Raw genomic sequence first — 12785 nt, forward strand, 5'->3', positions numbered from 1 at the left:
CCGCAGGGCGCGGAGCCGTCCACGGTCACGGTGTCCCGCGACGCGGCGGGCCGCTGGTTCGTGTCCCTCCTGGTGGAGGAGACGATCCGCCCGCTCGACCCGGCGAAACAGTCGGTGGGGGTGGATGCGGGGATCACATCCTTGGTCACCCTGTCGACCGGGGAGAAGGTGACCAACCCGAAGCATGAGCGGGCCGACCGGCGCCGCCTGGCCAAGGCCCAGCGCACCCTCGCCCGCAAGGCGAAGGGGTCGAACAACCGGGCCAGGGCCCGGCTGAAGGTCGCGAAGGTCTACGCGCGGATCACCGACCGGCGCCGGGACTTCCTGCACAAGCTCACCACTCGTCTCGTCCGTGACAACCAAACGGTCGTGATCGAGGACCTCACCGTCCGCAACATGGTGAAGAACCACGCGCTGGCGCGCGCCGTCTCCGATGCCTCCTGGCGAGAGTTGCGCTCGATGCTGGAGTACAAGACGGCCTGGTACGGGCGGGAACTGGTCGTGATCGACCGCTGGTTCCCCTCCTCCACGCTGTGCTCGGCCTGCGGCGCACTGCAAGACAGGATGCCGTTGAACCTCCGGACGTGGGAGTGTGCCTGCGGCGCGGTTCACGACCGGGACGTCAACGCCGCGAAGAACATCCTCGCCGCCGGGCTGGCGGAGAGGTGAAACGCCTGTGGAGCCGGTGTAAGACCTCAAGGGCGAAAGCCCGGCGGGCAACTGGCGGTGAAGCAGGAAACCCGACCCGTGAGGGTTGGAATCCCCCGGCTTCAGCCGTGGGGAGGAAGTCAACCCTCCAGCCTCCGCACGAGGTGCGCCCGGGCGGCGGCGTCGCCCGGGCCGCCGCGCTCGGCGAGCCGCTCGGCGGCGTACCGCCGGTGCTCGGCGTCGACGTTGCCGCCGTACTTGAACTTGCCGTCGACCTTCTGGACCGTCAGCCGCAGCCCGCGGATCCCGGCGAAGCGCCGCTCGTGCTCGACGGGGTCGGCCAGCGCGCCCTCCGGCTCCAGCCGGCCGATCTGCGCCCGGAGGATCTCCGCCTTGCCCTCGGCGTCGGTGACGATCTCGGCACGGCAGACGAGCTGGACGGCCGCGTAGTAGGTGGTCGGGACGCCCAGCCGCGGATCGCCCTCGCCGGGCAGGACCTTCCACGAGCCCGGGACGTAGGCCCAGTCGCCCGCGACCGACAGCAGCACGGCCGGGTTCTCCTCGATGGCGGCCCAGATCGGGTTGGGCCGGGCCAGGTGGAGCAGGACCGTGCGGTCGCCCGCGAGCAGGAACTGGGTGGGGACCACGACCGGGACCTCGCGGTCCCGGCCGGCGGCGATCAGATGGCCGAACTCGTTGGCCCGGACGAAGGCCAGTGCCTCGTCCTCGGTCGCGGCGTCCCATGGATGAATCAACATACGGTAAAGGGTATAGCCATCCAGAAAAGGTGATCGACGCGGCCATGGCACGGCCCCCGTGCGGGCCGGAGAGCGGCGGCCGTACGGGGGCCGGGCGGAGAGGAACGGCGGCGGGTCAGCGCTGGGCGGCGAGGGCGTCCTCGTAGACGCGGACGAGCTCCTGGCTGATCCGCTCCCAGGAGTAGCGGGACCGGACGCGGTCGGCCGCCGCGAAGCCCAGCGCCGTGCGCCGGGTGGGGTCGGCGAGCAGCTCACGGGCGAGCCGGGCGGTCTGCGCGGGGCGGTCCGGCGCGACCAGCAGGCCGGTGACCCCGTCCACGACGGAGTCCAGGTGGGCGCCCACCGCCGAGGCGATGACCGGAACGCCGCAGGCCATGGCCTCCAGCGCGACGACGCCCCCGGCGGCCTCGCGGGGCAGCGAGATCACCACGTCGGAGCTGCGGATCAGCTTGGGCATCGAGGCGTGCGGGACCTGCCCCAGGAAGGTGACGCGGTCGTCGACCCCGAGCTCCTTGGCCAGCAGCCGGGCACGATAGGCGTCGGGGTCGTGCTCCAGGTCCGCCGCGGCGGGACCGCCCGCGACGAGCAGTTCCGCCTCCGGGATGGCGCTCAGCGCCCGGATCGCGGTCCGCACGCCCCTGGCGTCGGAGAGCGGTCCGGCGTGCAGCAGCCGCGGCCGGGTGCCGCGCGGCGCGACCGGTCCCTGCCGCCGGAAACGCTCGACGTCCACGCCGCAGGGCACCACGGCGATGTTGCGGCGCGGCACGCCCAGCCGGATGAGCTCCGACTCCTCGTCCCCGCAGCCGGCGATCACCGCGCTGGCCCGGCGGCCGAGCGCGCGCTGCAGCCGGATCCTCCTGTCGTCGCCGGCGCTCTCGCCCTGCCGGGTGAAGGTCTGGGTGACCGGCACGTGCAGGCCGCTCGCGCCCGCGATGGCGGCCAGGCCGCCGGTCCAGGAGTGGGCGTGGATGACGTCCGGCCGGTCCTGCCCCCAGCGGCGCATCAGTTCGCCGCCCAGGTCCGGAAGATAGGGCAGCACGCCGTCCTCGGGCAGGTCCCGGGCCGGCCCCGCGGACAGGTGCTCCATGGTGACGCCGTGGGCCACGCGGACGCGCGCCTTGCCGCAGTCGGAACCCCGGCGCGTGTAGATGGTGACCTTGTGCTCCCTGCCCAGCTCGCGGGCGACCGCCAGGATCTGGGCTCGCTGCGCGGAGAGACCGGACTGGTCCTGGGTGGCGGACAGAGCGTCGGAAGAGACAAATGCAATATTCACGGCACACCTCTGGGGGAGATAGGCATGGAAAGCCTGGACTTCCAGGGGTGCCTGCGTCTTAGGCACTCATCTGTATGCCTGAAACCATACCCGGATCGTTGCCGCGCGCAAACCTCAGTATTTCCGACTCTGTCGTAATTCTTCCGCGCGGGCACTCGGCACGTGGAGCTGGACCGCGCACCCGCCCCCGTCATGGTGGATGTCCAGCCGGTCGCAGAGCTGCCGGGCGATCCAGAGCCCGTCGCCCGGCCCGGAGCTGGGGCTCGGCGGGACGAAGCCGGCGAGCGGATCGGTCAGGCCGCCCTCCGGGCGGTGGATCTGGCAGGTGATCGCGCCGAACCTCTCCCACAGGTGCGCCGTGACCGGAGGGTCCAGGTGCGCGGCGACCTCGTTGACGGCCACCGCCAGCAGGGTCGCCCGATCACGGCTCAGCCCGAAGAAGGACGCCTGGTCGGAGACGAAGGAACGCAGCGCCTGCAGGCTCTCCGCGCGCAGGGAGACCGCCTCCACCGGCGGCTCCGGCAGGGGTACGGCGTCGCACTCCCGGACGAAGTCCACCGGGTCGGTGTACTCCGGGCAGGGCAGCGCCGAGCCGTCCTCCAGCAGCACGGGATGCGTACGCCGGGCGGACGCCGTCACATGGGGCCCCAGGACCCGCGTGTCGTACGGGCAGACCATCCAGAGGTTGGTCTCCTGCAGCAGCAGGTTCAGGATCGACTCCATGCGGTTCCAGGCCCGGATGTCGCGGGGGGAGCGGCCGAGCCACATCGGCTCGGCTATCACCCGGACGTGCCCGCCGTACGGCGCCTCGGGACCGCGCCGGCGCCAGTAGCGGTGGAAGGCCGTGGTGCGCTGCACCGGCCGGCGGCCCAGGAACGCGGTCTCCGCGTAGTCGACCCGCCTGCCGTCGCGCCCCAGGGCGTCGCTGAGGAGCTCGAGGTTGGCCGAGGTGGTCGCGACCAGCACCGGATCGCCCTTGGCCAGCCCGTCGGAGATGAAAGGCAGCGCCATCGCCAGGAACCGCTCGTCGGAGTCGTAGACCGCCGCTTGGTGGATGGAAGTCATCGCGCTCCCGTCAGGCGCGGGCCGGGGTGCCGGATCCCGGCCGGTGATCTCGTCGTCCCGCCTGCACTGCCTCGTCTCCGCGTTCCTCGCCCCGGGCGCGTGCCGGGCGATGAAACGCTAAGTTATACGATCCTCACACAACGCGCAGGGCAAGTATCACGATCTCGTCCCACACTCTTCCGCCGGAGAACGCGTGCCGGTCGTCCTCGACCGCCTTGACGACGGTGGCCGGAGCCTGCGAGACGCACCGCGCCAGGACGTCGGCCAGCCGGCCCTCGCCGTACGCCTCGCCCTGCTCGTTGCGCGAGGTCACCAGTCCGTCGGAGTAGAAGAGCAGCGTCTGGCCGGAGGCCATCGTGATCTCCTCGCCGAACGTCTCCCCGTCGGGGGAGATGCCCAGCGGTACTCCGCCCCCGGCGGTGAAGCGCACCGTGCCGTCGGGCTGGAGCAGCGCCGCGGGGTGGTGGCCCGCGCTGGCCATCCTGATCCGCCGCCCCTTGACGAACCCGGCGACGGCCATCACGAACATGCCGGTGCGCTGGGCGGCCAGGGCCTGGTTGAGCTTGCGCAGGGCCTCTCCGGGATCCCCCTCCCAGACGCTGAGCACGCGCAGCCCGTTGCGGACCAGGGCGCTGACGGAGGCGGCCTCCTCGCCCCTGCCCGCGGCCCCGCCGAGCGCGAAACCCCACCCGCCCGTGACCGGGAAGACGTCGTAGAACTCGGCGCCGACCGGGCTGGAGCCCGCGTGGTAGATGGCCGCCGCCTCGAACCCGGGGATGTCGGGCAGGGCGCGCGGCACCACGCTGGTACGGAGCGCGTCGGCGGCCTGGGAGCTGTCCTGGAAGCTGCGCCGGGCCCGCAGCGCCAGCCCGAGGTGGGCGCCGATCTCCTCCATCAGGCCCAGATCGGCCAGGGTCAACGGCTCGCGGTCGCGCGACCGCAGCAGGGTCAGGGAGCCCGCGGGGCCGCCCTCCCCCTCGATCGGCACGCACAGCACGGAGGCGGCGCCCATCACCCGCAGCAGCGGGGGCCCGTCGGGGACGCGGCCGAGCAGCGTCTCGTCCTCCAGCATCTCGTGGACCACACCGGAGCTGCCCGTCAGCACGTGGGCGACGAGCGGCGCGGACAGCGGGCCGAGGTTCTCCACCAGGCGGACCAGCTCGCCCACCGGCTTGTCCGCGGGACCGATCACGCAGGCCCGCCGGGGTGTCCCGTCGCGGACCACGTCGGCGATCACCCAGTCGGCGAGCTCGGACGCCAGCAGCCGCGAGGCCCGGGTGACGGTCACCGGCTGGTGCAGGCTGTCCTCGTCCAGCAGCAGGCGGGTCATCCGGGACAGCAGCTCCTGGCGGCGCGCGGCGGCGAGGAGCAGGGCGGCGTCGGAGCGGTCGACCGGCCCCGTGGGACCCTCGGTGACCTGCGCCTCCACCGGCAGGATCAGGACCGCGGTCATCTCGTGCGGTTCGCCCGGCATGGTCAGCCGGGTCAGGGCCAGTTGCACGGTGTGCGCGCGCCCCTGGTGGGCCAGGCGGGTCTGGAAGGTCACCGTCCGGCCGCCCTGCTGCACGGAGGTGAGATGGGAGCGGAACGCCGCCCGCCGGGAGACGTCGACGAACAGCGCGAACGAACGGCCGATCAGATATCCCGCCGGGCTGCCCAGCATCCGGGAGGTCTCCGCGCTGATCCGCCGGACCGTCCCCGAGCCGTCCAGCACCGCCACCGGGACCGGGAACGTCTTGAACACCTGCCGCAGCAGTTTCAGCTCCCGCTGCGAACCGCTCTCCCGCCCGCCCGAGCGCCTGGGCGTCCGGCGCAGCTCGTGCAGGGCGGAGTCCAGCAGCTCGCGGGCGGTGTCCAGCTCCGCGAGGGCCGCGTCGAGTGTGGAGCGCGGGTCCGCGGGGTAGGCGGAGCGCGTCTCGCGCAGCGAGGAGACCCTGGCGGCCAGCGCACTCAGCGCCTGTTCCAGGGCCGGAAGGCCAAGGGCTTCGGTCAATGCTCGTCCTCGTCGCCGGCCGGGAGGGACTGGTCCCGTCGTAGACGCTACGCCACCCGGTGAAGCTTATCGATGTGCGGTCAGATAGTGATTAAGTTATCCATACGGGGAAGGGATCGCATGACATGGATATGGTGACGCCCGTTCTCGCCCGTGACCTCGCGGCCCTCGGCAGGGTCAGCGAGGAGACGTCGAGCGAGAGCGTACTGCGCGGGCTCACCGCCACCCTCGCCGGCGGCGTCCCCGGCTGCGCCGGCGGTACCGCCGAGCTCTGGCAGCAGGAACGGCTGGTGGTCTCCGCCTCGCACAGCGAGCTCGTCGTCCTCGTCGACAGCGAGAGCGAGCTCGGCGAAGGCCCCTCGGCGGAGGCCCGGGTCAGCGGCGGCCACGTGATCCTCCCGGACGTGCTGCGGGACCTGCGCTGGCCGGACTACGCGGCCATGGCGGTCCGCTGCGGGGTCCGCTCGGTCCTGGCGGTACCGATCACGGTCGAGCGCGCGGTCCTGGTCCTCGGCCTGTACGGCGTGCGCCCCGGCGTCTTCGCCGCCCGGGAGGTGCCCTCGCTGGCCGGCATGCTGGCCGAGCAGGTGACCGTGGCCCTGGAGAACATGTGGGACTACGACGAGGTGCGGACCGACGCGGCCCAGATGCAGGAGGCGCTGGCCGGCCGGGCCGTCATCGACCAGGCCAAGGGCATCATCATGAAGTCCAGCGGATGCTCCGCTGAGGCCGCCTTCGACGAGCTGCGCCGGATCTCCCAGCACCACCAGGTGAAGGTGGCCGACCTGGCCAGGCTCCTGGTCGACGAGCACCAGCGCAACCAGGCCGGGAAGCGGGGCTGACCGGCCGCCCGGTGAGGGGGGAGACCGCTCTTCCGGGCCGGAGGGACACCGGGCGCCGTGTGAAGAGGGCGCCCGGTGAGGGGAGCGCCGTGTGAGGCGCGAAGAGCCCCCGCGCGGCGTCAGGCCGACCGGTCGAACGCGGCCAGGGCGTCGTCGACCGTGTCGTAGAGCGGCAGCCGCTGCGCCAGGCCGGTGATCCACATCACCCTGGTCTTGGCGTACTCCACCCCGGTGAGGGCGAACCTGCCGCCCCCGGCCGTGCTGGCCTGCCACTGGTGGACGATGAGCCCGAGCGCCCGGGAGTCCATGAAGGTGACGCCGCTGAGGTCCAGGACCATGTCGGGACCGTGCTCGGCGGCCTCCGCCGCCAGGTAGTCGGCGAACTGGTCCCTGGTCGTGGCGTCGAGCAACCCCCTCACCCGGATCACGCTGACCCCGCCGGCCACCGCCGACTCCAGGGTCAGGGCAGCCGAGCCATCGCCGTTCTCCGACACCGTCACCCAGACCCTCCTCGCCGTCCGCATAGCAACCTTACTGTTACCTGGCAGGGAGTAATACACCCGGAATCGGGGGAATACTCGATCCGAGGTCCAGCAGAGGGCCTCGCCTCGAAAAGTGGTCGAGGCGATGCCGTCTGCCCGGAAACTGCTCCGATGGCGCCGGCGCCGCCCGACAGTCATAGCAGGGAGCAGCGATGTCTGTTCAGGCAATCGAACTCAACGACATGACCGCCGAGGAACTCCTCGCCGAGATGGTCCTGCCTGAGGTCTCCGAATACCGCGCAGAGCGCCTGCGCGAGCGCATCGTCGAGATGCACCGCCCGCTGGCCATGGAGATCGCCCGTCGTTACCGCTACCGGGGCGAACCCCTGGAGGACCTCCTCCAGGCCGCGTACGTGGGCCTGATGAAGGCCATCAACGGCTACGACCCGACCCTCGGCCACGCCTTCCGCGGCTACGCCGTCGTCACCATGACCGGCGAGGTGAAGCGCCACTTCCGCGACCGCACCTGGGCCATCCGGGTGCCCCGCGTCTACCAGGAGCGCAGGGCCGAGCTGAACCGGCTGGTCTCCGACCTCAGCCAGGACCTCGGCCGCGCTCCGACGGTCGCGGAGCTCGCGGCGAAGATGAACATCACCGAAGAGGACGTCCTGCTCACCCTCGACGCCTCGGCCGCCTACAGCGCGCTCTCGCTCGACGCGCCGCTCGGCACCGACGACGACGCGGCCGCGCTGGGCGACGTCATCCCCGACGAGGACGACACGCTGGCCGTACTGGTGGACCGGGAGGCGGTCAAGCCGCTGATCGACAAGCTCCCGTCCCGTGAGAAGAACATCCTCCTGCTACGTTTCTTCGGCAACATGACCCAGGCCGAGATCGCGGCCGAGTTCGGCATCTCCCAGATGCACGTCTCCCGCATCCTCCGCAAGGTGCTCGACCAGCTCCGCGAGGAGCTCGTCGCCGAATGCTGAATACGCCGCCCGTTATGGGGCATCGGAGTCGGCGGAGTGCTAGGTGGCATAGAGTGCGTTTCGATGAGCCCCGGGCGCTCAAGGCGGCGAGGCCGCGGGACAGGGGAGGCGGATCACGGGTGAACGAGGACGGTGCTCGTCCGGCTCGCTCCCGGACGGATGGCGACAGCCCGTCGGTCTCCCCTGTCCGGGGATTCCTGGCCGAGCTCACCTTCTGCCTGCCCGACCTGCCCGACGTGCGTGACTTCGCGGCCGCCCACGCCCTGCGCGGCGGGATGGCCCAGGAGCGCCTGGCCGACTTCCTCGTCGCCGTCAACGAGGTGGCCACCAACGCCGTCACCCACGGGCACGTCACCGCCAAGGCACTGCTGCGCATGTGGACGACCAGCGACTCCCTCGTCGTGGAGGTCCGCGACGAGGGACGCTGGGCCCCGCAGGCCGTCCCCGGGCAGACGCCGCCCGCTCCCTACGCCACCAGCGGCATGGGGCTCTGGGTGGCCCGGATGGTCAGCTCCGCCATCGACTTCCGGACCGGCATCGACGGGACGGTCGTCACCATGTCCTTCACGGTCTGAGGCGGCTTTTCCGGGTAGGGGCACCCCCATGACCAATCCTCCCCGCATCCTGATCGTCGGCGGCGGCTACGTCGGCATGTACACGGCCCTGCGGCTCCAGCGCGGGCTCCGCCCCGGAGAGGCCCGCGTCACCGTCATCGACGCCGACTCGTACATGACCTACCAGCCCTTCCTCCCCGAGGCGGCGGCGGGCAACGTCGAGCCCCGGCACGTCGTCGTCCCCCTGCGCAAGGTCCTGAACAGGTGCGAGATCCTCAACGGCTGGGTGGTCGGCGTCGACCCGCAGGCCCGCACCGTCGAGATGCGCCCCCACGACGGACCGCCCCGCCTCCTCGGCTACGACCTGCTCGTCCTCGCCCCCGGCTCCGTCTCGCGGACCCTGCCCATCCCCGGCCTGGCCGAGTGCGGCATCGGCTTCAAAACCGTCGAGGAGGCCATCCACCTGCGCAACCACGTCCTCGCCCAGCTCGACCTGGCCGCCTCCACCACCGACGAGGCGGTCCGCGCCAGAGCCCTCACCTTCGTCTTCGTCGGCGCGGGCTTCGCCGGGGTCGAGGCCCTGGCCGAGCTGGAGGACATGGCCCGCGACGCCTGCCGCTACTTCCCGTCCGTGGACCCCGCGGACATGCGCTGGCTCCTGGTCGAGGCCACCGACCGCATCCTGCCCGAGGTCGGGCCCGAGATGGGCCGCTGGACACTGGAGCAGCTCCGCGCCCGCGGGATCGACGTGCGCCTCGGCGTGCGCCTCAAGTCCGCCGAGGACGGCCACGTCGTCCTCGACGACGGCACCGAACTCGACTCCTCGACACTGGTGTGGACCGCCGGGGTCAAGCCGCACCCCCTGGTGAGAGCCAGCGGCCTCCCCCTGGACGACAGGGGCCGGATCAGGGCCACCGCCGAACTCCTCGTCGAGGGCTCCACCACCGAGTTCACGGCCGGGGACTGCGCCGCCGTACCGGACCTGACCCGGCCCGGCGAAATGTGCTCGCCCAACGCCCAGCACGCCGTACGGCAGGCCCGCACACTGGCCGCCAACGTGCTGGCCACGCTCAGGGGCACGGAGCGCAGGCCGTACCGGCACGCCTACGCCGGCTCGGTCGCCAGCCTCGGCCTGCACCGGGGCGTCGCGCAGATCTACGGCCGCAAACTGCGCGGGCCACTGGCCTGGTTCATGCACCGCACCTACCACCTGTCGCGGGTGCCGACCCTGAACCGGAAGGTCCGCGTGCTGGTCGACTGGACCCTCGCGCTGCTCTTCCGCCGCGACATCACCTCGCTCGGCGCGCTGGCCCACCCCCGCCAGGAGTTCGAGTTCGCGGCCCGGCCCGACCCGGCCCGGCCGGACGCCGGGTGAACCGGACGCACCCCGAGCGGTGACCCGCGCGCGGTGAGAGGGCCGCGTGCGCGGCGGCGCGGCGCGCACGCGACCCGGACGGCACACCGGCAGCGACGGCACACCGGCCAGCGCACGATCCGGCCAGCGCATCGCCCGGGCAGACCACGCCAGGTGCACACCACGCCAAGGGGGCGCCGCCCTGCCGGGCGGCGCCCCCTGAGGCGGTGGCGGATCGGTCTCCCGGAGGAGCGATCACCTCCTGCGGCGCCAGTTGCCCCCGCGCCACCCGGCCGTGCCGACGCCCGCCTGGTGCAGGGCGAGCAGGAGCAGTCCGAGAAGCAGGAAGGTCGTGGCGGAGACACCGGCTCCGAGGCTGGCGTCGAGAAGGTCGAGCAGCAGGCCGAGGCCGAACACGATGGCGGCGGCGATGGCGAGCATGGGTCACCTCTTTCCGGTTGACGTGACGGGCAGGCCCAGCAGCTCCTCCAGCGTCGACCGGTAGTCGCGCAGGGCCGTACGGAGCCGCTCGGTGTCGTTGTCGCCGCCGTCCTTCCAGAGAGCCTGGAGCTCGGCGGCCCGGGTCTCCAGAGCCGTCCGGATCGAGGCCGACAGCTCGTCGAGGAGGGAATGGGCGCGCTCCACCGCGTCGCGGGGGTCGTCCACGAAGCCCACCTGGACCTCCTGCCAGCGCCGCCGTACGTCCTCGGGATCCCGGTCGAACAGCGGCGTCCGCGCGGCGTGCTGGGGTGCGGGGTCCGGGACCGCGGCCGGCGGGCCCCCGTGCGCCGGGTCCGACGGGCCGGCCGGGTGTTCCGGCCGGTCGCCGGGGCCGGCGTTCTCCAGGTCGGCGTGTTCCGGAGCCGAGGGGTCCCGGTCCGCGTGGACCGGTCCGGTCCCCTCCGCGTCCGGAGGCACCGGCCGGTCGTCGAGATCCGCACGCTGAGGGAAGGAGACCCGATCCGCGTGCTCCTCCGGCACGGGACGGGCGGCCTCGGCGAGGTCCGGGTCGGTCGCGGCGGCCGTCTCCCGGCCGGGCACGCCACCGGGACGTCCGGACGGCTCCCCGGAGCCGGGGCGCTCCGCGTCGCCGCGCTGCGGCGGGATGTTCGGCTGCGTGTCCTCGCCGGGGGAGCCGTCGCCCGGATGGGCCGGGCGGCCGTACACCAGCCTGTCGGGTCGGTCGTTCATCACCGGGTCACCGTCCTCGGGAGTCGCGGGGGGCGTTCCGCTCGTTCTGACCGGCCCGCTCGTCCTCTCCCCGCACGGGGCGGGCGTCCTCGCGGCGCGGACCGGCATGCCGCGGGGCGTGGTGGTCGCCGTTCACCGCGTGAGGCTCCTCCGCCTCCAGCAGCTCCTGGAACAGGGCGCGGTAGTGCACCATGGCCTGCCGGAGCTCCTCGGTGGAGGCCGCCTTGCGCACGGCCCGGCCGCTGATCTCGTGGGCCTGCCGGTAGTGGTCGAGGGTACGGCCGTGCGCCACCGACAGGTCGGCGATCCGCTGCTCGAAGTCGTCGGTCGGATAACCCCGCTCGGCCATCACCGCGGTCACCAGGTGATCGGCTTCCGTCACCGCGAACCCGGGGGCGTCCACGAAGCGCTCCTGGACCTCGGTCCACTTCTTCGCGTAGGCCTCGCGCGTCTCCGAGTCGAGCGGGCGGATGTCGAGGGAGCTGAAACGCTGCTCGCGGGCGAGGAGCTCCTGCTCCGCCTCGCGCCGGTTCTCGCGTTCCTGCAGGGTGCGTTCGTATTCGGGGCCGAATCGTTCGCGGAGCCGGTGCCGGCGTCGCTGCTGCAGTACGACGTAGCCGACTGCGATGATCGCCGCCACCGCCACCACGATGACGACCACCCAGATCAGGGTCTCGGCGGACATGTGCGCCTCCGGTCGTGTGAGCGGTTGTCACAGCCCGCTGCCCCGGAGAACCATTCCGAAACCGCCCGCTTACTCCGGTATGACCGTGGCCTTGTCCTCCGCGGCCTTGTCCTCCGCGGCCTTGTCCTCCGCGGCCTTGTCCTCCGTGGCCGCGCCCTCCGCGCCCTCCCTCCCGGCGACGGCGGTCATCGCCTCCGCGAGAACCGCCTCCACCAGGGATCCGCCCGCCGCGGCGGGGACCTCGTGGAACCCGCGCCCGGAGTCGTAGGCGATGTCCAGCCCCGCCGCGACCAGCCGGCCGGCCCAGCGCAGCGCGGTGTTCAGCTTCTCCGCGGGGATCGCCCGCCCCTGGGCGACGGACGACAGGTTGCGCAGGTTCGTGGCCGGGCCGGACTGGCTGTGCGCGCGGTCGAGCTTCCACGGGATCGCCCGCGAGTGGTCGAGCATCGGCTTGGACAACCCCGCGGCCCGCTTGGCCTGCAGGATCCCCGACTCGCTCACCCCGAACCTGGCGGCCAGCTCGGCGTTCGACAACCCCCGCCCGGCCAGCCGCCGCAGCTCCTCCTGGTCGATCAGCGCCCTGCGCCCCACATGCCCTCGCTTTCACATGATCACGATCATCCGGCGGGCGTCTCGGCGTGCACATGTCCACCGGATCTGCGCTAAGGTTATGACGTCCGCCCGAGAGGGGCGGCCCGCAAGGGCCGAACGGACAGACCGGGACGTAGCGCAGCTTGGTAGCGCACTTGACTGGGGGTCAAGGGGTCGCAGGTTCAAATCCTGTCGTCCCGACCAGATCATCGCTGGTCGGCAGGGGTTTCGGAGGTTCTCCGGAACCCCTTTTCCGATCGTCGGGAGCCGAACGGGAGGCCATTCGGCCGCGTGGTCCCGGACCTGCGGTCGCATCCCTGGGCTCCACCTGCGTACGGTCCGCCCTCCCCGCGGGACGGG

Annotated in this window: 13 protein-coding genes, 1 tRNA gene and 1 pseudogene; 6 read left to right on the plus strand and 9 right to left on the minus strand. The window is 72.4% G+C overall.

Features of this window, described 5'->3' with window-relative positions:
* Window positions 1–744, plus strand: a pseudogene (locus FHS22_RS16300) (RNA-guided endonuclease TnpB family protein); the annotation flags it as partial.
* Between the two features lie 44 nt (window positions 745–788).
* On the opposite strand, the gene FHS22_RS16305 reads toward FHS22_RS16300, so the two are convergent.
* The 4 genes from FHS22_RS16305 to FHS22_RS16320 all read right to left on the minus strand — a co-directional run bounded on the left by FHS22_RS16305 (window position 789) and on the right by FHS22_RS16320 (window position 5737).
* Complete coding sequence (locus tag FHS22_RS16305) at window positions 789–1406, minus strand: FMN-binding negative transcriptional regulator (protein ID WP_184942560.1); 618 nt, start codon at window positions 1404–1406, stop codon at window positions 789–791.
* Between the two features lie 115 nt (window positions 1407–1521).
* Entirely contained in the window at window positions 1522–2679 is a 1158-nt protein-coding gene (locus FHS22_RS16310) for a glycosyltransferase (RefSeq protein WP_338047772.1), read from the minus strand.
* A gap of 114 nt (window positions 2680–2793) precedes the next feature.
* On the minus strand, window positions 2794–3744 hold the full coding sequence (locus FHS22_RS16315) for a sensor histidine kinase (RefSeq protein ID WP_184942561.1): 951 nt from the start codon (window positions 3742–3744) through the stop codon (window positions 2794–2796).
* Between the two features lie 133 nt (window positions 3745–3877).
* Complete coding sequence (locus FHS22_RS16320) at window positions 3878–5737, minus strand: SpoIIE family protein phosphatase (RefSeq protein WP_184942563.1); 1860 nt, start codon at window positions 5735–5737, stop codon at window positions 3878–3880.
* Between the two features lie 125 nt (window positions 5738–5862).
* Between FHS22_RS16320 and FHS22_RS16325 the strand changes: the two genes are divergently transcribed.
* Window positions 5863–6579 carry an ANTAR domain-containing response regulator gene (locus FHS22_RS16325; RefSeq protein WP_184942565.1) on the plus strand — a complete coding sequence of 239 codons (717 nt, stop codon included), beginning with the start codon at window positions 5863–5865 and terminating at the stop codon, window positions 6577–6579.
* 119 nt (window positions 6580–6698) lie between these two features.
* Here the strand turns inward: FHS22_RS16325 and FHS22_RS16330 are convergent, their stop codons facing one another.
* Window positions 6699–7079, minus strand: a complete 381-nt coding sequence (locus FHS22_RS16330; RefSeq protein ID WP_338047773.1) for an anti-sigma factor antagonist — start codon at window positions 7077–7079, stop codon at window positions 6699–6701.
* A 194-nt stretch (window positions 7080–7273) separates the two neighbouring features.
* On the opposite strand from FHS22_RS16330, the gene FHS22_RS16335 reads away from it, so the two are divergent.
* The 3 genes from FHS22_RS16335 to FHS22_RS16345 all read left to right on the plus strand — a co-directional run bounded on the left by FHS22_RS16335 (window position 7274) and on the right by FHS22_RS16345 (window position 9979).
* Entirely contained in the window at window positions 7274–8050 is a 777-nt protein-coding gene (locus FHS22_RS16335) for a SigB/SigF/SigG family RNA polymerase sigma factor (protein ID WP_184942569.1), read from the plus strand.
* 119 nt (window positions 8051–8169) lie between these two features.
* Window positions 8170–8625 (plus strand): ATP-binding protein, encoded by a 456-nt coding sequence (locus FHS22_RS16340; protein ID WP_184942570.1) that lies wholly within the window; start codon window positions 8170–8172, stop codon window positions 8623–8625.
* Between the two features lie 28 nt (window positions 8626–8653).
* Complete coding sequence (locus FHS22_RS16345; RefSeq protein WP_184942572.1) at window positions 8654–9979, plus strand: NAD(P)/FAD-dependent oxidoreductase; 1326 nt, start codon at window positions 8654–8656, stop codon at window positions 9977–9979.
* A 234-nt stretch (window positions 9980–10213) separates the two neighbouring features.
* On the opposite strand, the gene FHS22_RS16350 is transcribed toward FHS22_RS16345, so the two are convergent.
* The 4 genes from FHS22_RS16350 to FHS22_RS16365 form a co-directional block, all read right to left on the minus strand.
* Window positions 10214–10399, minus strand: coding sequence for a hypothetical protein (locus tag FHS22_RS16350; protein ID WP_184942574.1), 186 nt, complete (start codon window positions 10397–10399; stop codon window positions 10214–10216).
* A gap of 3 nt (window positions 10400–10402) precedes the next feature.
* Complete coding sequence (locus FHS22_RS16355) at window positions 10403–11149, minus strand: hypothetical protein (protein WP_184942575.1); 747 nt, start codon at window positions 11147–11149, stop codon at window positions 10403–10405.
* Between the two features lie 7 nt (window positions 11150–11156).
* Entirely contained in the window at window positions 11157–11834 is a 678-nt protein-coding gene (locus tag FHS22_RS16360) for a hypothetical protein (protein WP_260407993.1), read from the minus strand.
* A gap of 69 nt (window positions 11835–11903) precedes the next feature.
* Window positions 11904–12425: a hypothetical protein gene (locus FHS22_RS16365; protein ID WP_338047774.1), complete on the minus strand. Its 522-nt coding sequence runs from the start codon at window positions 12423–12425 to the stop codon at window positions 11904–11906.
* Between the two features lie 127 nt (window positions 12426–12552).
* Here FHS22_RS16365 and FHS22_RS16370 point away from each other — a divergent pair.
* Window positions 12553–12629: transfer RNA gene (locus FHS22_RS16370), tRNA-Pro, on the plus strand.
* Window positions 12630–12785: the final 156 nt, after the last annotated feature.

Source organism: Thiemannella venezuelensis (assembly GCF_014203605.1).
Classification (GTDB): domain Bacteria; phylum Actinomycetota; class Actinomycetes; order Streptosporangiales; family Streptosporangiaceae; genus Planomonospora_A; species Planomonospora_A venezuelensis.

Coding starts and splice junctions, on each gene's coding strand:
- FHS22_RS16305 (WP_184942560.1), bottom strand. CDS start 1,406: ATGTTGATTCATCCATGGGACGCCGCGACCGAGGACGAGGCACTGGCC.
- FHS22_RS16315 (WP_184942561.1), bottom strand. CDS start 3,744: ATGACTTCCATCCACCAAGCGGCGGTCTACGACTCCGACGAGCGGTTC.
- FHS22_RS16325 (WP_184942565.1), top strand. CDS start 5,863: ATGGATATGGTGACGCCCGTTCTCGCCCGTGACCTCGCGGCCCTCGGC.
- FHS22_RS16335 (WP_184942569.1), top strand. CDS start 7,274: ATGTCTGTTCAGGCAATCGAACTCAACGACATGACCGCCGAGGAACTC.
- FHS22_RS16345 (WP_184942572.1), top strand. CDS start 8,654: ATGACCAATCCTCCCCGCATCCTGATCGTCGGCGGCGGCTACGTCGGC.
- FHS22_RS16350 (WP_184942574.1), bottom strand. CDS start 10,399: ATGCTCGCCATCGCCGCCGCCATCGTGTTCGGCCTCGGCCTGCTGCTC.
- FHS22_RS16355 (WP_184942575.1), bottom strand. CDS start 11,149: ATGAACGACCGACCCGACAGGCTGGTGTACGGCCGCCCGGCCCATCCG.
- FHS22_RS16360 (WP_260407993.1), bottom strand. CDS start 11,834: ATGTCCGCCGAGACCCTGATCTGGGTGGTCGTCATCGTGGTGGCGGTG.